We start from the raw sequence: 23,241 nt of genomic DNA, 5'->3' as shown, positions 1-23,241 counted from the left end.
CGGGTGAAAGTGAGGTGGTGGTGGGAAGGTCAGGGGGCAGGGGAAAGCAGCTCTTGCACCAGCGCGATCCAGTAGCTCGCGCCGGGGCCGATGTTGTTGTCGTTGAAGTCGTAGGCCGGGTTGTGCACCATGCAGGCGCCGGGTTCGCCATCGGCGCCGTTGCCGATGAACAGGTAGCTACCGGGTACTTTTTCCAGCATGAAGGCGAAGTCTTCGCTGCCGGTGAGCTGGGCGCCCTGTGGGTTCACCTGGTGCGCCGGGAAATGCTTCACGGCCACCTGCAGCGCGCGCTGGGTTTGCTCGGCGTCGTTCACCAACACCGCGTAGCCGGGGCGCCAGTCGATCTCGGCGTGCACACCGAAGCTCTGTGCCTGCAGGCGAATCACCTCGTGCAGACGGCGCTCCAGGTCGCGGCGCACCTGCGGATCGAGCGCGCGCACGCTGATCTCCAGCCGGGCCTCGGCCGGAATCACGTTGTTGGCCTGCCCGGCGTGGATGGCGCCCACGGTGACGACCGCTGCGGCCTGCGGGTCCACGTTGCGCGACACCAGGGTCTGCAGCGCCATCACGATGGAGGCCGCGGCCACCACCACGTCGGTGGCCTTGTGCGGCATGGCGCCGTGCCCGCCATGGCCGTGCAGCGTCACGGTGACGTAGTCCGACGAGGCCATGGTCGGCCCGCTGCGAAACACCAACTGGCCCTGCGGGTAGCCCGGCATGTTGTGCATGGCAAAAATGGCGTCGCAGGGGAAGCGCTCAAACAGGCCGTCTTCCATCATCTTCAGCGCACCGCCGCCGCCTTCTTCGGCGGGTTGGAAGATCAGGTTCAGCGTGCCGTCAAAGCGGCCCTGCTGGGCCAGGTGCTGGGCGGCGGCCAGCAGCATGGCGGTGTGGCCGTCGTGGCCGCAGGCGTGCATCACGCCGTGGTGGCAACTGGCCCACGCCGCGCCCGTGGCCTCGGCAATCGGCAGCGCGTCCATGTCGGCACGCAGGCCGATGCTGCGCCCGGAGGTGCCGCGCTTCAGTTGCCCCACCACGCCCGTGCCGCCCAAGCCCGTGCTGACGGCATAGCCCCAGGCGCCCAGCTGGGCCGCCACCAGCGCGGCGGTGCGGCGTTCGCTGAAAGCCAGCTCGGGGTGCTGGTGAATGTCGCGGCGCAGCAGGGTGAATGCCTGTACCGCCGATTCGCTGAGTCGATCCATCCGGGTGTCTCCTGAAACATGAACTTTGTTGCATGTTAGGGAGGGGCTGATTTAAAGTCCAATGCATTGATCGGCAACAACCTATGAATTCGACAGGAGATTAGGGATGACCCTCGTGCAACTCAGGCACTTCGTGGTGCTGGCCGAAGTCGGCAGTTTTGTGCAGGCGTGCAAGGCGCTCTTCCTCACGCAGCCCGCGCTCACGCGCAGCATCCAGGCGCTGGAGGACGAGCTGGGCGGGCAGCTGTTTGACCGCTTGGGCCGCCGCATCGCGCTCACGCCCTTCGGCCAAGAGGCGCTGCAGCGCGCACGCCGCCTGGTGGCCGACGCCGAGGCGCTCAAGCAAACCGGCAAAGGACTGCATGCGGGCCTGACCGGCAGCCTGCGCGTGGGGCTGAGTTCGGGCCCCGGTGCGCTGCTGTCCCTGCCGCTCATGCTGCACATGGCCGAGCACCACCCGAAGCTGCAGTTGCAAATCTCGCGCGGCAACACGGCGGTGCTGATCGATGCCCTGCGCGAACAGCTGCTGGATGCGGCCGTGGTCGATGTGCGCTCGGTGCGCCCCTCGGCCGACCTGCAGGTGGCCCAGGCATTCGAATTGCCCGCAGGCTTTCTGGTGCGCCCCGACCACCCGCTGACCCAGCTGGGCCGGCCCGTGACCCTGGACGAGCTGCTGGCTTACCCGGTGGCGTCCACCCCGCTGAGCGACGAGGTGGCGCGCGTGATGATTGGGCGCTACGGCCCGCAGGCCAACCCCGACGACATGGTGACCCTGCGCTGCGACGAAACCCAGAGCATCGTCGAGGTGGCGCGGCGCAGCCTGGCCATTGTGCTGACCGCCGAGGCCGCAGCGCCCGGGCTGGTGCCGCTCGACATGAGCCCGCCCCTGAACGCCACGGCACGCTTCGGCTTGGTCACGCTGGCGCAGCGCCAGGAAGCGCCGGCCCTGCGGCTTTTGCGCGAGCAGTTGCCCGTGTGGATCCAGGGCTTTCAGCACATGGCCAGCGCGCCATGAAAAAGGGCGCCATCGGCGCCCTCTGTCGTTCAGTGTGGCTTCAAGCCAGTTCGCTGATCGGCACGCAGCTGCAAAACAGGTTGCGGTCGCCGTAGACGTTGTCCACCCGGCCCACCGACGGCCAGAACTTGGTGTTGACGGCACGGCCCGCGGCGGCAACCGCCGTTTCGCGCGGGTAGGGGTGGGCCCACTCGCTCTTGAGCACGCTGGCGGCGGTGTGCGGCGCGTTCTTCAACGGGTTGTCGTCCTGAGGCCAGGTGCCGGCCTCGATCAGGCGGATCTCATGGCGGATCGCGATCATCGCGTCGATGAAGCGGTCCAGCTCTTCCAGCGTTTCGCTCTCGGTCGGTTCCACCATCAGTGTGTTGACCACCGGGAAGCTCAGCGTGGGCGCGTGAAAGCCATAGTCCATCAGGCGCTTGGCCACGTCTTCGGCCATCACGCCGCTGGTTTCTTTCAGTTGCCGCAGGTCCAGAATGCACTCGTGCGCCACGTGGCCGTTGGCCGAGGCGTAGAGCGTGGGGTAGTGATCGGCCAGGCGCTTGCTGATGTAGTTGGCGCTCAAAATGGCTGCTTCGGTGGCGTGCTTGAGCCCATCGGCGCCCATCATGCGGATGTACATCCAGCTGATCGGCAACACCGCTGCGTTGCCCAAAGGTGCTGCGGACACAGCGCCCACGCCGCCCTTTACGCCACCGGTGGCATGACCCGGCAAGAAAGGCACCAGATCTTCCACCACGCACACCGGGCCGACGCCCGGACCGCCGCCGCCGTGGGGAATGCAGAAGGTCTTGTGCAGGTTCAGGTGGCTCACATCGCCGCCAAACTCGCCCGGCGCGGCCACGCCCACCAGCGCGTTCATGTTGGCGCCGTCCACATACACGCGCCCGCCGTGCTGGTGCACCAGAGCGCACAGCTCTTTCACGGTGGTTTCAAACACGCCGTGCGTGCTGGGGTAGGTGATCATCGCGGCGGCGAGGTTGGCGCTGTGCTGCTCGCACTTGGCTTTCAGATCGGCCATGTCGACGTTGCCGTTTTCATCGCACTTGGTCACCACCACTGTCATGCCCACCATCTGGGCACTGGCCGGGTTGGTGCCGTGGGCGCTACTGGGAATCAAGCAGATGTTGCGGTGGCTGTCACCGCGCGAGGCGTGGTAGCCCTGAATGGCCAGCAGGCCCGCGTATTCACCCTGCGAGCCTGCGTTGGGCTGCAGGCTGATGCCGGCGTAGCCCGTGGCTTGGCAGAGCCAGGCGCGCAGTTGCTCGTCCAGCGCTTTGTAGCCCTGCAACTGGTCGGCAGGGGCAAACGGATGCACGTTGGCAAACTCGGGCCAGGTGATGGGAATCATCTCGCTGGTGGCGTTGAGCTTCATGGTGCAGCTGCCCAGCGGGATCATGCTGCGGTCCAGCGCCAGGTCTTTGTCTGACAGGCTGCGGATGTAGCGCAGCATGCCGGTTTCGCTGTGGTGGCTGTTGAACACCGGGTGCGTCATGAACTCACTGGTGCGGCGCAGCTCGGCGGGAATCAGCGGCTCGATGCCTTTTTCGAACGCGTCGAAGCTGGGCAGGGTCTGGCCGCTGGTGGCGAACACGCGCCACAGCGCGGCAATGTCTTCGCGCGTGGTGGTTTCGTCGATCGACATGGTGATGCTCTGGTCACAGGCCTGGCGCAGGTTCAAGCCGGCGTCGCGGGCGCGCTGCATCAGCGAGGCGGTGGCGTCTTTGGCCAGCACCCAGATGGTGTCAAACGCGGTTTCCTTGCGCAGCGTGTAGCCCATGCCCTGCAGACCGCGGGCCAGCACGGCGGTGTAGGCGGCCACGCGCTGGGCAATGCGTTTCAAGCCTTGCGGGCCGTGGTACACGGCGTACATGCTGGCCACCACGGCCGGCAGCACCTGCGCGGTGCAGATGTTGGACGTGGCTTTTTCGCGGCGAATGTGTTGCTCGCGCGTTTGCAGCGCCAGGCGGTAAGCCGGGTTGCCGTGCACGTCCACGCTCACGCCCACCAGGCGGCCGGGTAGCGAACGCTTGTACTCGTCGCGGCAGGCCATGTAGGCGGCGTGCGGGCCACCGGCGCCCATGGGCATGCCAAAGCGCTGGGTGGTGCCCACCACAATGTCGGCGCCCATCTCGCCAGGGGCTTTCAACAGCGTCAGGGCCAGCAGGTCGGCAGCCACAATGAAAGCGGCGGACTGCGCATGGCTGCGGGCGGCGTAGGCGGTGAGGTCTTCCACCAGGCCGGTGCTGTTGGGGTACTGCGCCAGCGCGGCGAAATGCTCGCCGTTCAACGCAGCAGCCCAGGCGTCCGCGCTGGGCGGCACCAGCACTTCAATCCCCAGCGGCTTGGCGCGTGTCTGAATCACTTCAATGGTTTGCGGGTGGCAAGCGCGCGACACCACAAACACCTTGCTTTTGCTCTTCACGGTGCGCATCGCCAGCGTCATGGCTTCGGCCGCCGCCGTGGCCTCGTCCAGCATCGAGGCGTTGGCAATGGCCATACCGGTCAGGTCGGTCACCATGGTCTGGAAGTTCACCAGCGCTTCCATGCGGCCCTGCGAAATCTCGGCCTGGTAGGGCGTGTAGGCGGTGTACCAGGCCGGGTTTTCCAGGATGTTGCGCAGAATCACGCCCGGCGTGTGCGTGCCGTAATAACCTTGCCCGATGAAGCTCTTGAGCAACTGGTTTTGCTGCGCCAGCGCTTTCAGTTCGGCCAGTGCCGCGGCCTCGGTGATGGCGGGCGGCAGTTGCATGCCCACGCTGCGCGCAATGCTGCGCGGCACGATGGAGTCGATCAGCGCGCGGCGCGAAGCCTCGCCAATGACCGACAACATGTGGGCCTCGTCGGCTTCGCTGATGCCGATGTGGCGGGCAATGAACTCGCTGGCGTTTTCGAGTTGATCGAGGGGTTTGACAGACGGCATCAGCATGGGACGACCTTGTTGCGATGGATAAATATCAGAGGGCTTGTCTTGCTCCTTCCCCCTCGGGGGGAAGGCCGGGATGGGGGCTCGTGCCGCGACGATCGAACGTGGCGAGCAGGCTTCTTGGCTCCGCCAGCCCCCGCCCCAACCCTCCCCCAGAGGGGGAGGGAGCAAAAACATCAAGCAGCGAAAGCGGCGTAAGCGGTTTCGTCCAGCAGCGCGTCCACTTGCGAGGCGTCGGACAGCTTCACTTTGAAGAACCAGCCGGTGTTCAGCGGGTCGCTGTTGGCCAGCGAGGGGTCGGCGCGCAGGGCTTCGTTCACTTCCACCACCTCGCCGCTGATGGGCATGTACACGTCGGCCGCGGCTTTCACCGACTCGACCACGCCGGCCACTTCTTTCTGGGCAAAGGTCTTGCCCACTTCGGGCAGGTCCACAAACACCACGTCGCCCAGCGCGTCTTGCGCATGGGGGGTGATGCCGACGGTGGCGATGTCGCCGTCAACGCTGATCCATTCGTGGTCTTCGGTGTACTTGGTGGTCATGGTGGTCCTTTGAGAAATGCGATCGGTTCCGTTCGCCCTGAGCCTGTCGAAGGGCAGCGTGACGGTTGTGTGAGGGCTTCGACAGGCTCAGCCCGAACGGGATTGACTTTATCCGCGGTAGTAGCGGTTGGGAACGAAAGGCATGGCCGCCACTTCCATGGGCACAGTTTTGCCGCGCACGATGGCGTTCACGCGGGTGCCCAGTGCGGCCTGTGCGGGGTTCACATAGCCAATGGCCACGGGCTTTTCAGCGGTGGGGCCCAGCAGGCCGCTGGTGACTTCACCGATGGTTTCGCCCGCGGTGCTTTGCAGTTCGGTGTGCTCGCGCACGGGCACACGCTCCAGCGCGATCAGGCCCACGCGTTTGCGGAGCAGTGGCTCGGTGCCGTCCAGTTGAGCCAGCACGCGGGCCGCGCCCGGAAAGCCGCCAGCACGGGCGCCCCCGGTGCGGCGCACTTTCTGGATGGCCCAGTTCAGCGCGGCTTCCACCGGTGTGGTGGTGGTGTCAATGTCTTGGCCATACAGGCACAGACCCGCTTCCAGCCGCAGCGAATTGCGGGCACCCAGGCCCACGGGCTTCACCTCGGGCTGTGCCAGCAGGGCGCGGGCAAAGTCGGCGGCCACCAGAGCAGGCAGTGAAATTTCGAACCCGTCTTCACCGGTGTAGCCGCTGCGGGTGATGTAAAGGTCAGCGCCGGCCCAGGTGAAGGGCGCGCCGGTCATGAACACCAGTGTTTCCACGCCGGGCAGCAGGCGTTTCAGGGCCGTCACGGCTTGCGGGCCTTGCAGGGCCAGCAGGGCGCGGTCGAACTGCGCATCCACATGGCACAGCTTGCCGATGCTGGACTGGATGTGGGCCAGGTCGCCGTGTTTGCAGGCGCCGTTGACGATCACAAAAATGTCATGGCCCCGGTTGACGAACATCAGGTCGTCGATGATGCCGCCGGTTTCCGTGAGCAGCAGGCCGTAGCGCTGTTTGTTCACGCCCAGGCCCACCACGTCCACCGGCATCAGTGTTTCAAAGGCGGCAGCGGCGTCTGGCCCCACCAGGCGCAACTGGCCCATGTGAGACACGTCAAACAGGCCGGCCGCGGTGCGCGTGTGGTGGTGTTCGGCCATCAGGCCGGCGGGGTATTGCACCGGCATGCTGTAGCCTGCAAAGGGCACCATGCGTGCCCCCAGTTCGAGGTGCAGGGCGTGCAGCGGTGTGTTCAGCAGTTCGGAAGCGGTGGGAGCGTCAGACACGGCGGGCTTTCTGGAGGGTTGTACCGGGACTCAATGGGGCAGGCCCACTGAAGGGCTTACACGGTTCATCCGTGCGCTGCCCCACTGTCCGCTTTACCTGAGAGATTCACGCGGGCGATGCCGCGTTTGCTCCTTCGGTGGGCCGTCTGAACAACGGCCTCTCTCCAGTGGGGTACAGCGGCTTTTCAGCCGCTGCTTGCCAGTCCTTTTGCCTGAGCGTTCAGGGCTTGCTGGTTCGGCAAACCGCCTGCGCCTTCGGCGGCCACCCGTGGGGCGGCTCTCTCCTGACAGACGCGCATTCTAAAGCACAGCGCGTGTTTTCAACCCGGCTCGAATTCAAAACACGCCGTTGCGCCGTTCCAGGCCACCCGGCGGTGGGCGCGGTGCATGCAAGCCTCAATGCGTCGCGCGTTGGGTTCGTCGGTGGTGGCTATCCAGGCCAGTGCCTGCTCGCGGCTGCGGCCAAATTGCTCGTGGCGCCCGGCCAGCCGTTGCAGCCGCAGGGCCGGGTCGACTTGCAGGTACCACACCTCGTCCAGCAGGTCTGCCACGGGCGCCCAGCCAGCGTCTTGCAGCAGCAGGTAATTGCCTTCGGTGATCACCAGCGGGGTGTGTGCGAAGACGGGCAGGGCGCCGGCCACCGGCTCTTCGATTTCGCGGCGAAAGTCGGGCACGTACACCACTTCGTCGCCGGTTTGCCTGCGCAGGCGGCGCAGCAGCGCCGCGTAGCCGGTGGCGTCAAAGGTGTCGGGTGCGCCCTTGCGGTGGGCGCGCCCCAGGCGCTCCAGCTCCACCTGGGCCAGGTGAAAGCCGTCCATGGGCACGGCTTGGGCTTGCGCCCCCAGGCTCTGTGCCATGAGGCTGGCCAGCGTGGACTTGCCCGCGCCGGGTGGGCCCACCACGCCCAGCAAACGGCGCGGCCCGCTGGCCAGCTGCTGCAGGCGCTCGACCAGCGCCGGGTGCAGGCTGGGTGCCTTCACATGCCGGCGTAGTTCGGCCCGCCGCCGCCTTCCGGCGTGACCCACACAATGTTCTGCGTCGGGTCCTTGATGTCGCAGGTCTTGCAGTGCACGCAGTTCTGCGCGTTGATCACCAGCTGGTCCGCGCCGTCCTTGTTCACGTACTCGTACACCCCGGCCGGGCAGTAGCGGCTCTCGGGCCCGGCGTACTTCGCCAGGTTGATCTGCACCGGCACGCTCGCGTCTTTCAGCGTCAGGTGCGCGGGCTGCTGCTCTTCGTGGTTGGTGTTGCTCACAAACACGCTGGAAAGGCGGTCGAACGTGATCACGCCGTCCGGTTTCGGGTACGTGATCTGCGGCATCTCGGCCGCTGGCTTGAGCTTGGTGTGGTCTTTGGTCGTGTTGTGCAGCGTCCAGGGCGGGTTGCTCACGCCCACCTTGGGCAGCAACCAGTGTTCGACGCCGGTCATGAGCTTGCCCATGAGCGGGCTCTTCTTGAACCAGTTCTTGAAGTTGCGGTAGGTCCACAGTTCTTCATGCAGCCAGCTGGCCTTGTAGCCAGTCTCGAAGGCGCTCAGCTCATCGCTCTGGCGGCCTGCGCTCACCGCTTCAAACGCCGCTTCGGCGCACAACATGCCGCTCTTGATGGCCGCATGGCTGCCCTTGATGCGCGCCGCGTTCAGGAAGCCCGCGTTGCAGCCCACCATGGCGCCGCCCGGGAACACCAGCTTGGGCAAGGCCTGGGGCGTGCCGTTGTTCAGTGCGCGGGCGCCGTAGCCCAGGCGCTTGCCACCTTCGATGTGGGCCTTGATGCTAGGGTGGGTTTTCCAGCGCTGCATCTCTTCAAACGGGCTCATCCAGGGGTTCTGGTAATCGAGGCCGATGACGTAGCCCAGCGTGACCTTGTTGCCTTCGAGGTGGTAGAGGAAGCCGCCACCAAACGCGTCGTCGTTCAGCGGCCAGCCAGCCGTGTGCACCACCAGGCCTGGCTTGGCTTTGTCGGCCGGCACTTCCCACAGTTCTTTGATGCCGATGGCGAAGGTCTGCGCGTCTTTGCCTTCGTCCAGTTTGAATTTGGCGATCAGCTGCTTACCCAGGTGACCGCGGGCGCCTTCGGCGAACACGGTGTACTTGGCGTGCAGCTCCATACCGATCTGGAAGCTGTCCATCGGCTCGCCGTCTTTGCCCACACCCTGGTTGCCGGTGGCCACACCCTTGACCGAACCGTCGTCGTTGTAGAGCACTTCGGCGGCACTGAAGCCAGGGAAAATTTCCACACCCAAGGCTTCGGCCTGTTCGCCGAGCCACTTGGTCACCGCACCCAGGCTGATGACGTAGCAGCCGTGGTTGTCAAAGTTGCGCGGCATCAGCCAGTCGGGCGTGCGCTGGGCGCCGGTCTCCGACAGCACCAGCAGGTCGTCGCCGGTCACGGGCTGGTTCAGCGGCGCGCCGAGTTCTTTCCAGTTCGGGAACAGCTCGGTGATGGCTTTGGGGTCCATCACGGCGCCACTGAGGATGTGGGCGCCGGGCTCAGAGCCTTTTTCCAGCACGCAGACGTTGATCTCGCTGCCCTTCTCGGTGGCCAGTTGCTTGAGGCGGATGGCCGTTGACAGGCCGGCGGGGCCGCCGCCGACGATCACCACGTCGTATTCCATCGCTTCGCGTGGGCCGTAGGTGCTGAGGATCTCTTGTGGGCTCATGGTGTGCAGTCTCTGTTGAATGTCAGTCCGGCGGCGCAAGCCGTCCGTCAGAAATGGGGGTGCAGATCTTGTCGTCGTGGAGACGGATTCTAGTGGGCGATGTCGCACAATCGGTGTCACGCCCGACGCGAACACCTTTGCGGCGGGCTCATTCGAGGAGCAACTCTAAATGGCTTACACACTGGATTTGTCGGGCCGCGTGGCCTTGGTCACGGGCGCTTCGGGCGGCTTGGGCGAACAGTTTGCCAAAACGCTGGCCCGCGCCGGCGCGGCGGTGGTGCTGGCCAGCCGGCGCACCGACCGGCTGATGGCCTTGCGCGCCCACATCGAGGCCGAAGGCGGCGACGCCCACGTGGTGGCGCTGGACGTAACCGATATCGCCTCCATCAAAGCGGCCATCGCCCACGCGGAAACCGAGGTCGGCCCGATCGACATCCTGATCAACAACTCGGGCGTGAGCACCACGCAGCGCCTGCAGGATGTGACCGAAGACGACTACGACTTCGTGCTCAACACCAACACCAAAGGCGCGTTTTTTGTGGCGCAAGAGGTGGCCAAGCGCATGCTGGCCCGTGCCAAGGGCGCGGCACCCGGCACCTACGTGGGCGGGCGCATCATCAACATCGCGTCCATGGCGGGTCTGAAAGTGCTGCCGCAAATTGGCGTGTACTGCATGAGCAAAGCCGCTGTGGTGCACATGACCAAGGCCATGGCGGTGGAGTGGGGCAAGTACGGCATCAACGTCAACGCCATTTGCCCGGGCTACATCGACACCGAAATCAACCACCACCACTGGGCCACCGAACAGGGGCAAAAGCTGGTGAACATGCTGCCGCGCAAGCGCGTGGGCCATCCCGCCGACCTGGACGCTTTGCTGGTCATGCTGTGCGCCAGCGAAAGCCATTTCATCAACGGCGCGGTGATCGCGGCCGACGATGGTTTTGGGGTCTGATTCTTGATTGCAACCGACGCCGCACGCACCAGCGTCTGGCCGGCAGGCATGCTCACCGGCATCCTGGCCGGCTTGGGTGCCGGCGCGTTCTGGGGCATGACCTTCGTGACGCCCTTGATGCTGCCGGGCTTCAGCTCGGTGGACGTCACCGTAGGCCGTTTTGTGGCCTGTGGCCTGTTTGCGCTGCTGCTGTTTGCCGCCAGGCCTCTGGCCGGTTTGTTTCGTCGCCGCGCCCACCAGCCTGTGCAGCTGGGTGCCTGGCACGGGCCCACGCCGCGCCAGGCCCTGGCGGCACTGGGCCTGAGCGTGTTGGGCTACACCGGTTATTACCTGCTGCTGGTGCTGGCCATTCAAGACGCGGGTGCTGCCCTGCCGGTGCTGATCATTGGCACCATACCGCTCTGGGTGATGGTGCTCGGCAAGCCGCACGCTTTGCGCTGGGGTGCCCTGGTGCCGGGCGTGTTGCTCACCGCGCTGGGCATGGTGCTGATGATGCAAGCCACGGGCGAGGCCACCGGCCACGCCAGCGCTGACGAGTCGGCCGGGCCGGTGTGGCGCGGTGTGTTGTACGCGGTGGCGGCCATGGCGAGCTGGACCGCGTTTGGCCTGCTCAACGCCGCCTGGCTAAGGCGCCACCCCGAGGTGAATTCGACCGACTGGGCCAACTGGCTCGGCATGGCAGCGGGCGTGGGGGCGCTGCTGCTGTGGGGCTTGTGGGGGACTGACTGGGCCAGCCTGCGGGCCCGTGATGGCTTTGCCACCTTTGTGCTGGTCTGCACCGTCACCGGCATTGGCTCGGCCTGGGTGGCAGCGGTGCTGTGGAACATGGCCAGCCGCCGCCTGAGCCCGAGCCTGGCCGGGCAACTCATCGTCAGTGAAACCGTTTTTGGATTGATCTACACCTTTGCCTGGAGCGCCCAATGGCCGGCCGCCATACAGTGGGCGGCCTGCGTGCTGTTCGTGCTGGGCATCCTGGCTTCTATCAAGGCACACCGATGAAACTCGAACTTCCTGAAGACAAAAAACTGGTGCACAGCGTGGTGGTCCCCATCCGCTGGGGCGACATGGACGCCATGGGCCACGTCAACAACACCCTGTATTTCCGCTACATGGAAATTGCGCGGCTGGACTGGTTTTTTGGCATGGGCCTGCCGGCCGACCCCAAGGGCGAAGGCCCGGTGATCGTCAACGCGTTTTGCAATTTCATCCGGCAGCTGGAGTTTCCGGGCGATGTGCTGGTGCGCACCTACCTGGGCACCATGGGCCGCACCTCGTTTGACACCTACCACGAGATGCTGCGCACCGACGACCCCAGCACGGTCTACGCCAACGGCGGCGCCACCGTGGTCTGGGTCGACTTTCCGCAGCAAAAGTCGGTGCCCATGTCGGACCACGCCCGCGCCCTCATTGAGTGTGCAGGCGGCCCGCCCTTGCTGGGGCGCTGAGCAAGGGAATTCAGCGCCGGGCCGCCCCAAGCGAATTCGCGCCCTCTCGGGGGGCAGCGACCCGCGCAGCGGCGGAGCGTGGGGGGCAAACTACTTTTGCTTCGGCACCCGACCCATCAGGTAAAACTCGGGGTTGGGCATCATGCCGCTGAAGCTGGCGATGCGGTTGGACAGGCCAAAAAACGCGGTGATGGCGGCGATGTCCCAAGCGTCTTCGTCGCTGAAACCGTGGGCGTGCAGGGCGGCAAAGTCGGCGTCCTCGATCTCGTGCGAGGCCAGGCACACCTTCATGGCAAAGTCGAGCATGGCGCGCTGGCGCGGTGAAATGTCGGCCTTGCGGTGGTTCACCGCCACCTGGTCGGCCACCAGCGGTTTCTTCTCGTAAATGCGCAAAATGGCGCCGTGCGCCACCACGCAATACAGGCAGTGGTTGGCCGCGCTGGTGGTGGTGACGATCATTTCCCGGTCGCCCTTGCTCAGGCCCGACGTGCGCCCCGCCGTCTCCGGCGTCATCAGGGCGTCGTGGTAGGCGAAGAAGGCGCGCCATTCGGCCGGGCGGCGCGCCAGACCCAGGAACACATTGGGCACAAAGCCGGCTTTTTCCTGCACTTCCAGGATTTTGGCCTTCAGGTCCTCAGGCAAGCTGTTCAGGTCGGGCAGGGGGTATCGGGGGGTGTTGCTCATGTTCTTGTCTCCTGTCAAAAAAAGGGGGCGTTTGCCAGTTTATCCTTGGGTCATTCTCACCCAAGACACCTGGAGCACAGCATGCAAGACGAGCAATACCGGACCGGCCTGGCCACCCGCCGCGAGGTCATGGGCGACGCATTTGTGGACCGCGCGCTGGCCGGCACCACCCCGTTTACCCAACCCATTCAAGACCACATTTCACGCGCTGCGTGGGGTGACGTGTGGCAGCGCGACGGCCTGGACCGCAAGACCCGCAGCCTGGTCACGGTGGCCATGCTCACCGCGCTGGGCAAGCAGCACGAGCTGAAGGGCCATGTGCGCGGCGCACTCAACAACGGCGCCAGCGTGCAGGAAATTCAAGAGGTGCTGCTGCACGCCGCGGTGTATTGCGGCGTGCCGACTTCGGTGGAGGCGTTTCGCACCGCTGCCGAAGTGTGCGAGCCGCCGGCGGCCTGAGAGGCCGGGCGTTTTCCTTTTCTTCCCTTCAGAACGGAGTTTTTCCATGACACGTCCCCGTCGATCTTTTCTTTCCCGCTGTCTGCGCACGGCACTTTCGGTTGGCGCCACGCTGAGCTTTGGCATGGCTGCGGCCCAGTCGCCGGTGACCAAGCTCATGGTGGGCTTTCCGGCCGGCGGTGGCACCGACGCCATTGCCCGCATCCTGGCTGAGCGCCTGCAAACCGAACTGGGCACCACAGTGCTGGTGGACAACAAGCCCGGTGCTGGCGGTCAGATTGCGGCACAAACGCTCAAAGCCGCCGCGCCCGATGGCCACACGCTGTTTTTGAGCCACGACCACAGCATCACCATCTTGCCCATGGTCACCAAAAACCCAGGCTACGACTCGGCCAAAGACTTTGTGCCGGTGGCCGGTTTCGCCACATTTGTGAACGCCTTTGCCTTGTCTGGCGGCACGCCCGCCACCTCGCTCAAGGGCTATGCCGACTGGGTGCGCCAGCAAGGCGGTGGCAAGGGCGCTGTGGGCATTCCGGCGCCGGGCTCGGTGCCGCAGTTTCTGGTGCAGGTGATCGCCAAACAAAACCAGCTGGACCTGGTGGCAGCACCCTACCGCGGCAGCGCGCCCATGATGGGCGACATGCTGGGCAACCAGATTTCGGCCGGCGTGGCGTCCATTCCCGACTTCATTGAAAACCACAAGGCCGGCAAGCTGCGCGTGGTGGCGGTCATGGGCACCCAGCGCCAGGCGGCCATGCCCGAGGTGCCCACCTTTGCCGAACTGGGCCTGGCAGGTTTTGAAGATATTCCTTTTTACGGCATCTTTGCCCCCGCAGGCACGCCCAAGGCCACGCTGGACAAGCTGGGCGCGGCCATCCAAAAAACCATTGCCCAGCCCGATGTGCAGGCCAAGCTCACCGCCATGGGTTTGACCGTGGGTTACATGACGTCTGAGCAGCTGGCCGCACGCGAACGCAGCTACGCCAAGGTGTGGGCCAAGATCATCAAGGACAGCGGGTTCCAGCCACAGTAAAGTCTGCGCGCCCGGCTGTGCGAGCGCCCGGCTGGTCAACCCGCAATGAGTTTGTGGACCAGGTCCACCGAGCTGCCGGCCTGGTATTTGCGCATCAGCCGCGCGCGGTAAATTTCCACCGTGCGGTGGCTGATGGCCAGCAGCTTGCCGATTTCCTTGCTGGTCAGGCCGTCCATCAAAAAGGCGGCCACTTCGCGCTCGCGCGGTGTCAGCTCGGCGCGCACGGCGCGGCGTGAGCTCAGGTCTTCAAAGCTCCAGATGCCGGCCTCGTGCGGCGCTTCGCGGCGCAGCGCCCGCCCGGTCACATGGCACCAAAACGGTTCGCCCTTCAGGCGGCCGTCCAGCCGCTTCATGATGCGGTCGTCGGCATACGTCCCGCTCTTGCCCAGAATGGGCGCAATGCGGGCGCCGGTGCGCTCGTACTCGTCGGCGCTGGGGTACAAAATTTGAAAGCTCTGGCCCACCAGCTGCTCGCGGCTGGCGCCAAACATGTCGCACAGCGCCTGGTTGCAGTCCACCATGGTGCGCTGGCGCGACAGTGCCAGCCCCACGGGGGCCAGGTCAAAGGCGAGCCGATAGTCAATGCCGCTGGGGCTGCTCAATTCGGTGGGGTTCGGGTTAGTCATTAGGTCAAACTACGTATGTCTTTACGTAGTATCGTCACCTTATCCCTGTTCAACCACTGGAGCAACCGACGTGAACAAGATTTACCCGAGCGCAGCCGAAGCCCTGAAAGGCGTGGTCGCTGACGGCCAACTGATCGCCGTGGGCGGTTTTGGCCTTTGCGGCATTCCCGAAGCCCTGATCGACGCCTTGCGCGATTCTGGCGTGAAGAACCTGACCGCCATTTCCAACAACGCGGGCGTGGACGACTTTGGTCTGGGCAAGCTGCTGCAGACGCGCCAGATCAAAAAAATGATCTCGTCCTACGTGGGCGAAAACAAAGAATTCGAGCGCCAGTACCTGGCGGGCGAACTCGAACTCGAATTCACGCCACAGGGCACGCTGGCTGAAAAGCTGCGCGCTGGCGGTGCCGGTATTCCGGCCTTTTTCACCAAAACTGGTGTGGGCACCCTGGTGGCCGAAGGCAAGGAACTGCGCGAGTTCGACGGCGAGACCTACGTGATGGAGCGCTCGCTGGTGCCCGAAATTTCCCTGGTGAAAGCCGACGTGGCCGACATGTCGGGCAACCTGCGCTTCAACAAGACGGCTCGCAACTTCAACCCCGCCGTGGCCACGGCCGGCAAGATTTGCATTGTGGAAGTGGAGCGCATTGTGGCCACCGGCGACATTGCACCGGACGACGTGCACCTGCCCGGCATTTACGTGCACCGCATCGTGCTCAACCCCACCCCGGAAAAGCGCATCGAGAAGCGCACCACCCGCGACCGCAAGTAAGGAGATCACCATGCCTTGGACCCAAGACCAAATGGCCGCGCGTGCGGCGCAGGAACTGCAGGACGGCTTTTATGTGAACCTCGGTATCGGCATCCCGACGCTGGTGGCCAACCACGTGCCCGACCATGTAGAAGTGTGGCTGCAGAGCGAAAACGGCATGCTCGGCATCGGCCCGTTCCCCTACGAAGACGAGGTGGACCCCGACCTGATCAACGCCGGCAAGCAGACCGTGACCACCATGAAGGGCTCGGCCATTTTCGGCAGCGACCAGTCGTTTGCCATGATCCGCGGCGGCAAGATCAACCTGTCCATTCTGGGCGCCATGCAAGTCACCGCCGAGGGCGATCTGGCCAACTGGATGATTCCCGGCAAGATGGTCAAGGGCATGGGCGGTGCCATGGACCTGGTGGCGGGCGTCAAGCGCGTCATTGTGCTCATGGAGCACGTGGCAAAAAAGAAAGACGGCACCGAAGACCTGAAAATCTTGTCTGCCTGCACCTTGCCGCTGACCGGCAAAGGCGTGGTGGACCGCATCATCACCGACCTGGGCGTGATGGACGTGACACCCGAAGGCTTGAAGCTGGTGGAGCTGGCCGACGGCGTGACCCGCGAGTTCATCCAGAGCAAGACCGGCGTGCCGCTGATCTGATGGGTTGACAGCGTATTGATGGCCAGTTGATAGCACTTTGACAGCCGCAGTGGCTACACTGCTCGCTTGTCCATCGCCCGCACCCGCTCAAGGTGCGGGCTTTTTCATTTGCGTTTTCATGTGCGTTTTGGGGAATGGGTTTGGAAGCATTTTTACTGTCCACGGGCATCGTGGCTCTTGCCGAAATGGGCGACAAGACGCAGCTGTTGTCGCTGGTGCTGGCCGCCCGTTTCAAAAAACCCTGGCCCATCATTTGGGGCATTTTGGCGGCCACGCTGCTCAACCACGCGCTGGCTGGGGCGGTGGGTTCCTGGGTCATGGCTGCTGCGGGGCCCGACGTGATGCGCTGGGTGCTCGGCGTGTCCTTCATCGCCATGGCGGGCTGGATGCTGATTCCCGACAAACTGGACGACGAAGACGCGGTGCCCAAGCGCCAGTTTGGGGTGTTTCTCACAACCACCTGGGCGTTTTTTCTGGCTGAAATGGGCGACAAAACCCAAATCGCCACCGTGGCGCTGGGCGCGCAATACGAGCCGCTGGTGGCCGTGGTGGCCGGCACCACGCTGGGCATGATGCTGGCCAACGCCCCGGTGGTGTTCTTTGGCGACGCCATCACGCGGCGCGTGCCCATCAAAGCGGTGCATGTGGTCGCTGCGCTGATCTTCCTGGCATTGGGCGTGGGTGTGTTGCTGAGCGGTGCATGAGCCCCACCGGCCATAGCGCCAGCTGGGTCCACCGCATCGGGTGGGCCTATTGATTCGGCCCTATGAAGTATCAACCGTTCGCCCTGAGCCTGTCGAAGGGCTCGTGCCCTGTCTGAGGAAGGTTTCGACAAGCTCAACCCGAACGGACTTTAGACTTCACTGGGCCTGATCTATAGGAGCCTGCGCGGCGGGTGTATGCGGCATTTTTTCTTTATGCCTTCAGCCTGGGTGGCCTGTTTCCGTGCATGGGCGAGATCCAGCAGTGCATGGGTGTGGGCGAGGGCGCGCTGGGCCTGGCACTCATTGGCACGGCTTGCGGCACCATGTTGTCGCTCGACCCTGAGGCTTGAACGCAGGGAATCCGCGGGCGCTTGGAAAGGAAAAAAGGCCTGAAAGGGCCTTTTTCTGTATGAACGTGAAGGGGGACTAAAAAACACGCTAGAGGCATGGCTTTTTGGTCCCATGAGCGTCAGGCCAACCGATCGTCCTGATCAAGGTTGTCTGAACCAGGCGGCAGTTCATCGTCGGGCTCGTCCCGAAGCAGCTGAGTCCAACAGATTCGTGTGGGGTCCGCCGCTTCTTCCTCATCCTTCGGCAAGTCTGCCGGCCGGGTGAGTTGTTCGTTTTTCGGTGTCGTGGGCTTATGGGCCAAGTGAACCTCGACGTTTCATGGTGACTGCTTTGAACCTGACATCGTGCCCGATGCTCATGGCGCCGCTGGTGCTCCGCCCTCTTGGTACAACAGCCGCTGAAAGCCAACGAACGTGCTGCGTATCTCGTCGGGTGTCGTCGATATTTTTGAAGGTTTGCTCAAACATGCCCCGGAATTCTTGTTGAGGTGCGAAGGCACTCCCTTCCAGAAGGTAACACGAGGAGCAGCGGTGCCCTGCAACACTGGCACGGTGCGCCAGGGCACCCGGTTTCAGGCCAAAAAAAAGCCGTCAGCAGCAGGTGCTTGACGGCTTTTTGCGCCCACAAGGGGCTTGTATTTTTGGAGCGGTGAAGGGAATAAAACTGTTGCTTGGAAGCCGCATAAATGCTCACTTCTTGTGATTCGATTTATTTTTTACCCCCATTTTTTCCCCATCGCCACCGGTTCTATTCCACGACGGCTGTCGGCGCCGGCTACGGTGTGAAATGCCCATAAAAAAACCCGCCTCTTTCGAAGCGGGTTCTAGTGGGGATCGGCCTTGCCCAGCACACCCTTGAAGCTGGGTTGAGCCTTTCACGCCGTGCTGTCGTCGCCGAATACAGCACCAGAAAAGGTGCCGGCCATGCGCTCCCCAGCGCCGCCGGCGGTCGATCTTTTGCCCGGCTCGACGGACCGGTGAAACGGCCCAAGGCCTTGCTTTTTTGCTTACGCGCTGAGCAGGTCTTTGTATGCGCTGAATGCGCCGATGTTGCGCACTGCCACACCCACCTCGGCACGCGCCACGATGCGCACAGCGCCGGTTCTGGCCAGCGTACGGTCATCCACCAGCAGATCCAGCGCCAGCGGCCCCCAGAAGCCCACCACGATCTCGGCAAGGTCGCCAAAAACCAGCGAAGAGCACACGCCAGTGCTGGTGCCCTTGGTCAGGTTGTCGGGGACCAGGGAGCTGGTGCGCAGCTGGTGACCAAGCAACGTGCTGGCGCTCTCGCTCACGATGAAATCCAGGCCAGCGGCTCGCTGGGTGGTCCGCAGTTTCTTGCGCATGGCTGGGCTGGTCAAAAACGTGGGCTTGCGCATGCTGCCCACTCGCGTTGAAGCCTGGTATTCGGCTTCCACCAGGTGCGCCCAGGTTGGCGCCGCGCCATTGGTGCCCGCGCTCAGCACTTGCAGATCTGGGTGGTTCAGCAGACCGCCGGGCTCGTTCGTACCGTTGCCGTTCAGGGCTGCGCTGTCGATCTCCTGCATTGCTTGGCGCAGCATCTCCGAGCGCAGTTCGGTTTCCAGGTCGACCGAACTGTTCAGCAACAGGCGCCGGCTTATAACCAGCTGGAAAACCATCGATTTAGGGACCAGCGTTGCGGCCTTAAAAGTCGGTTCACGCTGCTCGCCAGGTTCCCCCTCTGTAATCCAGGTGCCCGCCGCGTTGACTTTGGAATCAATACCGGGAATCGAGAAGGTCGAACCAGTCAGGCCGCTCAGCAGCGTGGCGCCACTGAGAACAGCAGACTCGGGAGCCAGCGCCGCCTGCAGCTTGTTGTCAAAGTTGGCGCCCGACGATGTGCCGGCGGCGGTCAGGTCGCGGCTCATGGCGGCCAGGGGAAACCAGATACCGTTTGGGGCAATGCCACTTTGCTGGCGGCAGGCGTTGCTGAGCTCATAGGCTGCGCTGATCGCCCGCTGGTTGGGGACCCATTGCGGGTGTTGCATCATCGCGTTGACCATTTCGCGCAATGAAACGTCACCGGCGGTTTGGGCAACGTGGCGCATCTGGTTGTTGGCCTCGCTGCGGGTGCGCTGGGCAATTTTGGGAATGTCTTGGGTCTGGGAAAAGTCCATGATCTGCTTTCGTGTTGGGTTGGTAGAGACTTGATCTTCAAACCCGCGCCCGGAAGCGCCAGCGCGTTTGCGCTTCACGATTTCAGAATGGTGGCGTACTGGCGTGCCGTGGTGGGCAGGCGCCCGCCTCCGGCCTGCATGGCCAGGAATAGAAGCCGATCCAGTTCGTCGGCATTGGGCGGCGGTTGCGTCAGGTGTGCCCAGCACACCCAGCGGTGCCCAGCGAAGCGGCGGGCCTCGCTGTGCAGCGCAGTGGCCAGGCTTTGTGTGGGCGACAGATCAGCGCGGATCAGGTGCCCAGCGCGGCGCAGGTAGCTGTCACGCTGCGCCATGCGCACCAGGTCTGGTTTGTCGGGCAAGCCCAGGCAGCGCGATAGCGATACCGGGCGTGCACGGATCAGCTTCCCGGCGGCATCGCGCTGGGCACGCCGGCCCGATCTCATCCATATTTCAAAGCTACGGCGCAAGTGCTCCACGGTCGCCGCATCTGGCGTACCGTTGAGAACTTGCTGCAGCCAGTCGGACATGCTCAGTCCCGGAAGATCGGATAAACCAGCAGCACGCCGCGCCCGGTGACGCTGTGCAGCGCCCGCTGGGTCAAGGCCTTGAAGCTCTCGCCAGGCAGTCGCAGAACTTGGGGCATGCGGCCTGGTACCGCCTGCAGGCCGATCAGATCGGCCTCGGGTCGGTGTGGTGGGATAACCAGCATCTCGCACGGCTCCAGGCGGCGCGTGGGGCTCGTTCTTACTTTGCTGGTGTTCACAGGCTCACCCCCGCAAAGAAAAGCTCGCCAGCTGCCACCCGGTACAGGAATTCGCCGGCCTCCTGGGCTTCGTCGTTGGTCATGGCTGCGCCATCGGTGTAAACCGGTGCGCCACAGGACGTGGTGGGGTTGCTGTCGCGTGGTGGGAGCTGATCCAGCAGGTGCGCCAGCAACACCCGCATAACGGGTTCCAGCAGCTCAACACGGTTGCGCTCGGCAAACGGCACGGCCGCAAGTGAGGACCGAAGCGCCGGGATCAGGTCGGCAATGTTGCGCCCGCCGTCCAGGTCGGTCTGTGCCACGCTTTGTAGGGCGCTTGCACGTGCTGCCAGCCTCGCGCCCGCTGGCGCCCCAGTGGGGCGCACGTCCTTGCGGCGGGCAATGTCCAGGTGCTTGCGCCGCCAGGCTTGTGCAGCCTCCAGGGTGTCAATGGGCATCCCGCGTTTAGCGTGCTCTGAAACCGTCGCCTTTGAAATTCCCAGCATCTCGGCCAGGTGTGTCTGTGATCTGGCTTTCATGGCTACTTCACCTCCTTAATTGTTCGGTGTTCGGTGTTCGGCTAAATAAAACGCTGAACACTAGAGAAGCCACGCGGTTTGAATTACCCTTGCGGCCACCCACCGGAAGGGACCCGCACCCGGGGGGTGGTGTGGGAATCCCGCATCGCTTGCAGCTCTGAATCTGCCCCCTCTGAAATACTGTCTTATTTGAAATACTGAATTGAACTTGCCACACTTGCCAAACTGGACGAACTCAGTGTTTATGCGGCTTCCAGCGGCTTTGGCGTGTTCGTTTGAATGGGGTTTTTCGGCCATCACGGTGCACCCCCCGGCAGTTCGGCCAGTTCGGCCAGTTCGGCAGGTTTGGCAGTTCGGCAGTTCGGCAGGGGGGGCACATTGGGGTGCCGTGCGATATACCGGGTGTTCTTCAGCCGGATGTATGTCTCAAGCCAAAGTGACGTGGTGCAGCTCGCATCGCTGGTGCAGTGGCGATCCAGCACCCTGCGCACAGCCTTGACCCCGACCCCCGTCGACTTAGCCACCGCCTCGACAAGCTCTGTGCGGTTCATGCCGCTGCCACCCATGGCGCTCAGGATGGCCTGATTGATTGGCGCATCCTCTTCGCGCTGCACATCGATGCGCTGCAGCTCTCGCACGTTAACGGACCGCTCCAGCACGCGCAGCGCCATCGTGTCGATATCCAGCTCAAAGGTAATCGGCTTGACTGGCGCCCGCTGCTTGTCTGGCGTCATGGTCAGCAGAACCCGGTTGTTCGCGTCGGGCTTGGTGCTTTCGATGTAGAACATCTCGTCAACATCGTTGCGCACGTCTGCCACGCCCTCAAAGATTAGCTTCCCGTCTGTACCAACGTGCTTGTTTGTGTGGCCCAGGAGCACGATGGTCGCGCCGCGCTGGGTCAGTCCGCGCATAAGCGTGAAGAACGCACGCGCACCGCCTTTGCTCATCAGGTCGGTGTACTTCTTGAGCGTGTCAAAGAACATGACAAAGCCGTCAAGGTTTGCCCCCTCTTTCACAAAGCGCTGCAGCACAGCGAGTTGCTGCTCTGGGGTGCTCTGGCTCAGTGTCGAGTTGAGGAGTAGGTACCCGTGTTTCTCCGCGTGTTCATGGAGCGCGGGGATATCACCAGCGCCTGCATCCTCTTGGAAGACCATCACGGTGTGCCCAGCTTGTGCAAGTTCACCGGCTGCATGCTTTGCCACGGTGGTCTTTCCACCGTTGCCGGGTGCGCTCCACACACCGATGTGCTTGTTGACGATGACCGAACGCCAAATGATCGTTGAGGCTTCCATTTCTCGTACCATTTCTTCGTTAACTGCAAAGTTACTCAGGGCTTCCAGCGGGTCTATGGGCGGCTTTTCAGGCTTGCCGCTGCCCTTGCTTGCGCTTTGTGCTTCGCGCCCGCCTGGTGGCGCTTGGGCCTCGCTGTGCACCACATCCTCGAACTCTGGCCAGCCGCGCCCGTGTGTCTGCCCGATTTCTGCGTCAAGGCCTGCGGCCAGGTGGTTGTATTGAGCTGGTGTTTTCATGTGAACGCCTCCACCAGTCTTGTGATGCGGCTGGCGCAAACCAGCAGCCTCGCCAGGTCAACATCACTGAGCGCAACACCGCGCCCAAGGTTGCCAGCAGCCACCGCGCACACGGTCGCTTCAAAGCCCAGCACCTCGAGCGCACTGCGTGGTGACAGCGGCGCGGGCTTGTGGTTTGCCTGCGGTTTGCCGTCATCAACCCAGGCGCCCAGCGCCTTCGCAGCCTCGACAAATTCCAGGCCATCGCTCTGCATTACGTAGGCCAGTACATCGCCACCCTTAGCGCCGCAAGACATGCACACCCAGGCGCCGGTAACGGTGTTCACGCGCATCGAATCACTGCCGCCGTGGAAGGCGCAGTTCGTGGTTTTCCACTTCGCACGGGATGGCCCGGTCAGCTTGTGCCCCAGCTCCTCAAAATAGGTGACAGGCTCGCGGAGTAGGTTTCGGTCGAAGCTCATAGAGGCAAGCCCTCCACCACGGCCAAAAATGCCGACAGGTCGTGTGGGTGGCTGAATACCCGTGTTTGAGCCCAGCGGCGTGCGTGGTAAGTCGCACGCCCATCGTGTGCCCGGTATACCCGGTGCAGCTGATAGCCGCGCTTGGCGAACCTTGCTCGCAGTGCGTCGAACGTCTTGCGGTCCAACGGTTGCAGCTCTACAATTTGGCGGTGATTTGTTTCGATAGCTGCCGTGGGTGTGTCCAGCACCCCGGCGGCTTTTTCTTTGCATGGTTGCATCAGGATGCACCCCCGTGCGAACGAAGCCAGGCGGTCACATCCGATGCCACCCAGCGAGTGCATCGAATCCCGTCCTTGATAGGCGCGGGCATGATGCCTGCAGCCACTTTGCGCCTGATTGAGGACTCTGACAGGCCAGTCAGTTCAATGACGGTTTGAATTTTCAGCCGCGCATCGGGGTTCTGAGCTGCGGCTACGGTTTGCCGGTGTTGCCGGCTGGGCTTGTTGGTTTGTGGCTGCATATTGCACCTCTTGAATGAACATGGTTCAGTGTCAAAGGAGGTGAAAAAA

25 protein-coding genes and 2 riboswitches are annotated in these 23,241 nt (G+C 63.7%); of the genes, 10 read left to right on the top strand and 15 right to left on the bottom strand.

The window, feature by feature from the left end:
• Window positions 1–29 precede the first annotated feature (29 nt).
• Window positions 30–1,202: a M20 aminoacylase family protein gene (locus AC0GNR_RS04040; RefSeq protein ID WP_472899720.1), complete on the bottom strand. Its 1,173-nt coding sequence runs from the start codon at window positions 1,200–1,202 to the stop codon at window positions 30–32.
• A gap of 106 nt (window positions 1,203–1,308) precedes the next feature.
• On the opposite strand from AC0GNR_RS04040, the gene AC0GNR_RS04035 reads away from it, so the two are divergent.
• Complete coding sequence (locus AC0GNR_RS04035) at window positions 1,309–2,217, top strand: LysR family transcriptional regulator (RefSeq protein ID WP_472899719.1); 909 nt, start codon at window positions 1,309–1,311, stop codon at window positions 2,215–2,217.
• Between the two features lie 40 nt (window positions 2,218–2,257).
• Here the strand turns inward: AC0GNR_RS04035 and gcvP are convergent, their stop codons facing one another.
• From gcvP to AC0GNR_RS04010, 5 genes are all read right to left on the bottom strand, one after another.
• A complete protein-coding gene (gene gcvP / locus AC0GNR_RS04030; RefSeq protein ID WP_472899718.1) occupies window positions 2,258–5,146 on the bottom strand; it encodes an aminomethyl-transferring glycine dehydrogenase in 2,889 nt (962 codons plus the stop codon).
• A gap of 173 nt (window positions 5,147–5,319) precedes the next feature.
• Window positions 5,320–5,685 carry a glycine cleavage system protein GcvH gene (gene gcvH, locus AC0GNR_RS04025; RefSeq protein WP_472899717.1) on the bottom strand — a complete coding sequence of 122 codons (366 nt, stop codon included), beginning with the start codon at window positions 5,683–5,685 and terminating at the stop codon, window positions 5,320–5,322.
• 108 nt (window positions 5,686–5,793) lie between these two features.
• Entirely contained in the window at window positions 5,794–6,930 is a 1,137-nt protein-coding gene (gcvT, locus tag AC0GNR_RS04020) for a glycine cleavage system aminomethyltransferase GcvT (RefSeq protein ID WP_472899716.1), read from the bottom strand.
• A gap of 74 nt (window positions 6,931–7,004) precedes the next feature.
• Window positions 7,005–7,108: riboswitch (glycine riboswitch) on the bottom strand.
• 12 nt (window positions 7,109–7,120) lie between these two features.
• A riboswitch (glycine riboswitch) is annotated at window positions 7,121–7,227 on the bottom strand.
• Between the two features lie 23 nt (window positions 7,228–7,250).
• Window positions 7,251–7,910 carry a nucleoside/nucleotide kinase family protein gene (locus AC0GNR_RS04015; RefSeq protein WP_472899715.1) on the bottom strand — a complete coding sequence of 220 codons (660 nt, stop codon included), beginning with the start codon at window positions 7,908–7,910 and terminating at the stop codon, window positions 7,251–7,253.
• Window positions 7,907–9,589, bottom strand: a complete 1,683-nt coding sequence (locus AC0GNR_RS04010; protein WP_472899714.1) for an electron transfer flavoprotein-ubiquinone oxidoreductase — start codon at window positions 9,587–9,589, stop codon at window positions 7,907–7,909. The genes AC0GNR_RS04015 and AC0GNR_RS04010 overlap by 4 nt, the downstream gene beginning before the upstream one ends.
• Window positions 9,590–9,758: 169 nt before the next feature.
• Here AC0GNR_RS04010 and AC0GNR_RS04005 point away from each other — a divergent pair, with 169 nt between their 5' ends.
• From AC0GNR_RS04005 to AC0GNR_RS03995, 3 genes are read left to right on the top strand one after another with little or no spacing between them, the layout of a single operon-like run.
• Window positions 9,759–10,541: an SDR family oxidoreductase gene (locus tag AC0GNR_RS04005; RefSeq protein ID WP_305335490.1), complete on the top strand. Its 783-nt coding sequence runs from the start codon at window positions 9,759–9,761 to the stop codon at window positions 10,539–10,541.
• Between the two features lie 3 nt (window positions 10,542–10,544).
• Window positions 10,545–11,540, top strand: a complete 996-nt coding sequence (locus tag AC0GNR_RS04000) for a DMT family transporter (protein ID WP_472899713.1) — start codon at window positions 10,545–10,547, stop codon at window positions 11,538–11,540.
• Window positions 11,537–11,986 (top strand): acyl-CoA thioesterase, encoded by a 450-nt coding sequence (locus tag AC0GNR_RS03995; RefSeq protein ID WP_472899712.1) that lies wholly within the window; start codon window positions 11,537–11,539, stop codon window positions 11,984–11,986. The genes AC0GNR_RS04000 and AC0GNR_RS03995 overlap by 4 nt, the downstream gene beginning before the upstream one ends.
• Window positions 11,987–12,076: 90 nt before the next feature.
• On the opposite strand, the gene AC0GNR_RS03990 is transcribed toward AC0GNR_RS03995, so the two are convergent.
• The gene (locus AC0GNR_RS03990) at window positions 12,077–12,670 is read right to left on the bottom strand and encodes a peroxidase-related enzyme (RefSeq protein ID WP_472899711.1); all 594 of its coding nucleotides are present in this window, start codon (window positions 12,668–12,670) and stop codon (window positions 12,077–12,079) included.
• Between the two features lie 81 nt (window positions 12,671–12,751).
• Here AC0GNR_RS03990 and pcaC point away from each other — a divergent pair, with 81 nt between their 5' ends.
• Complete coding sequence (gene pcaC / locus AC0GNR_RS03985) at window positions 12,752–13,129, top strand: 4-carboxymuconolactone decarboxylase (protein WP_472899710.1); 378 nt, start codon at window positions 12,752–12,754, stop codon at window positions 13,127–13,129.
• Between the two features lie 46 nt (window positions 13,130–13,175).
• Window positions 13,176–14,162 (top strand): Bug family tripartite tricarboxylate transporter substrate binding protein, encoded by a 987-nt coding sequence (locus AC0GNR_RS03980; RefSeq protein ID WP_472899709.1) that lies wholly within the window; start codon window positions 13,176–13,178, stop codon window positions 14,160–14,162.
• Between the two features lie 35 nt (window positions 14,163–14,197).
• Here AC0GNR_RS03980 and AC0GNR_RS03975 read toward each other — a convergent pair whose 3' ends face one another.
• Window positions 14,198–14,788, bottom strand: a complete 591-nt coding sequence (locus AC0GNR_RS03975) for a LuxR C-terminal-related transcriptional regulator (protein ID WP_472899708.1) — start codon at window positions 14,786–14,788, stop codon at window positions 14,198–14,200.
• Window positions 14,789–14,858: 70 nt separating this feature from the next.
• Between AC0GNR_RS03975 and AC0GNR_RS03970 the strand changes: the two genes are divergently transcribed.
• The 4 genes from AC0GNR_RS03970 to AC0GNR_RS03955 all read left to right on the top strand — a co-directional run bounded on the left by AC0GNR_RS03970 (window position 14,859) and on the right by AC0GNR_RS03955 (window position 17,263).
• On the top strand, window positions 14,859–15,560 hold the full coding sequence (locus AC0GNR_RS03970; RefSeq protein ID WP_472899707.1) for a CoA transferase subunit A: 702 nt from the start codon (window positions 14,859–14,861) through the stop codon (window positions 15,558–15,560).
• Between the two features lie 10 nt (window positions 15,561–15,570).
• The gene (locus tag AC0GNR_RS03965; protein WP_472899706.1) at window positions 15,571–16,209 is read left to right on the top strand and encodes a CoA transferase subunit B; all 639 of its coding nucleotides are present in this window, start codon (window positions 15,571–15,573) and stop codon (window positions 16,207–16,209) included.
• A 140-nt stretch (window positions 16,210–16,349) separates the two neighbouring features.
• Window positions 16,350–16,913, top strand: a complete 564-nt coding sequence (locus AC0GNR_RS03960; protein WP_472899705.1) for a TMEM165/GDT1 family protein — start codon at window positions 16,350–16,352, stop codon at window positions 16,911–16,913.
• Between the two features lie 191 nt (window positions 16,914–17,104).
• On the top strand, window positions 17,105–17,263 hold the full coding sequence (locus AC0GNR_RS03955; protein ID WP_472899704.1) for a hypothetical protein: 159 nt from the start codon (window positions 17,105–17,107) through the stop codon (window positions 17,261–17,263).
• A gap of 1,007 nt (window positions 17,264–18,270) precedes the next feature.
• Here the strand turns inward: AC0GNR_RS03955 and AC0GNR_RS03950 are convergent.
• The 7 genes from AC0GNR_RS03950 to AC0GNR_RS03920 form a co-directional block, all read right to left on the bottom strand.
• Window positions 18,271–19,401, bottom strand: a complete 1,131-nt coding sequence (locus AC0GNR_RS03950; RefSeq protein WP_472899703.1) for a phage major capsid protein — start codon at window positions 19,399–19,401, stop codon at window positions 18,271–18,273.
• A gap of 74 nt (window positions 19,402–19,475) precedes the next feature.
• Window positions 19,476–19,928 carry a hypothetical protein gene (locus tag AC0GNR_RS03945; RefSeq protein WP_472899702.1) on the bottom strand — a complete coding sequence of 151 codons (453 nt, stop codon included), beginning with the start codon at window positions 19,926–19,928 and terminating at the stop codon, window positions 19,476–19,478.
• 2 nt (window positions 19,929–19,930) lie between these two features.
• On the bottom strand, window positions 19,931–20,110 hold the full coding sequence (locus AC0GNR_RS03940; RefSeq protein WP_472899701.1) for a hypothetical protein: 180 nt from the start codon (window positions 20,108–20,110) through the stop codon (window positions 19,931–19,933).
• A 50-nt stretch (window positions 20,111–20,160) separates the two neighbouring features.
• Complete coding sequence (locus AC0GNR_RS03935; RefSeq protein WP_472899700.1) at window positions 20,161–20,601, bottom strand: hypothetical protein; 441 nt, start codon at window positions 20,599–20,601, stop codon at window positions 20,161–20,163.
• Window positions 20,602–20,978: 377 nt separating this feature from the next.
• On the bottom strand, window positions 20,979–22,211 hold the full coding sequence (locus AC0GNR_RS03930; protein WP_472899699.1) for an AAA family ATPase: 1,233 nt from the start codon (window positions 22,209–22,211) through the stop codon (window positions 20,979–20,981).
• Window positions 22,208–22,672 carry a CHC2 zinc finger domain-containing protein gene (locus AC0GNR_RS03925; RefSeq protein ID WP_472899698.1) on the bottom strand — a complete coding sequence of 155 codons (465 nt, stop codon included), beginning with the start codon at window positions 22,670–22,672 and terminating at the stop codon, window positions 22,208–22,210. The genes AC0GNR_RS03930 and AC0GNR_RS03925 overlap by 4 nt, the downstream gene beginning before the upstream one ends.
• A 277-nt stretch (window positions 22,673–22,949) precedes the next feature.
• Window positions 22,950–23,192 carry a helix-turn-helix transcriptional regulator gene (locus AC0GNR_RS03920; RefSeq protein ID WP_472899697.1) on the bottom strand — a complete coding sequence of 81 codons (243 nt, stop codon included), beginning with the start codon at window positions 23,190–23,192 and terminating at the stop codon, window positions 22,950–22,952.
• Window positions 23,193–23,241: the final 49 nt, after the last annotated feature.

The organism is Hydrogenophaga sp. LT287 (genome assembly GCF_055702805.1).
Note: the sequence above shows the minus strand (reverse complement) of the source record. Positions and strands in the feature narration are given on the sequence as shown.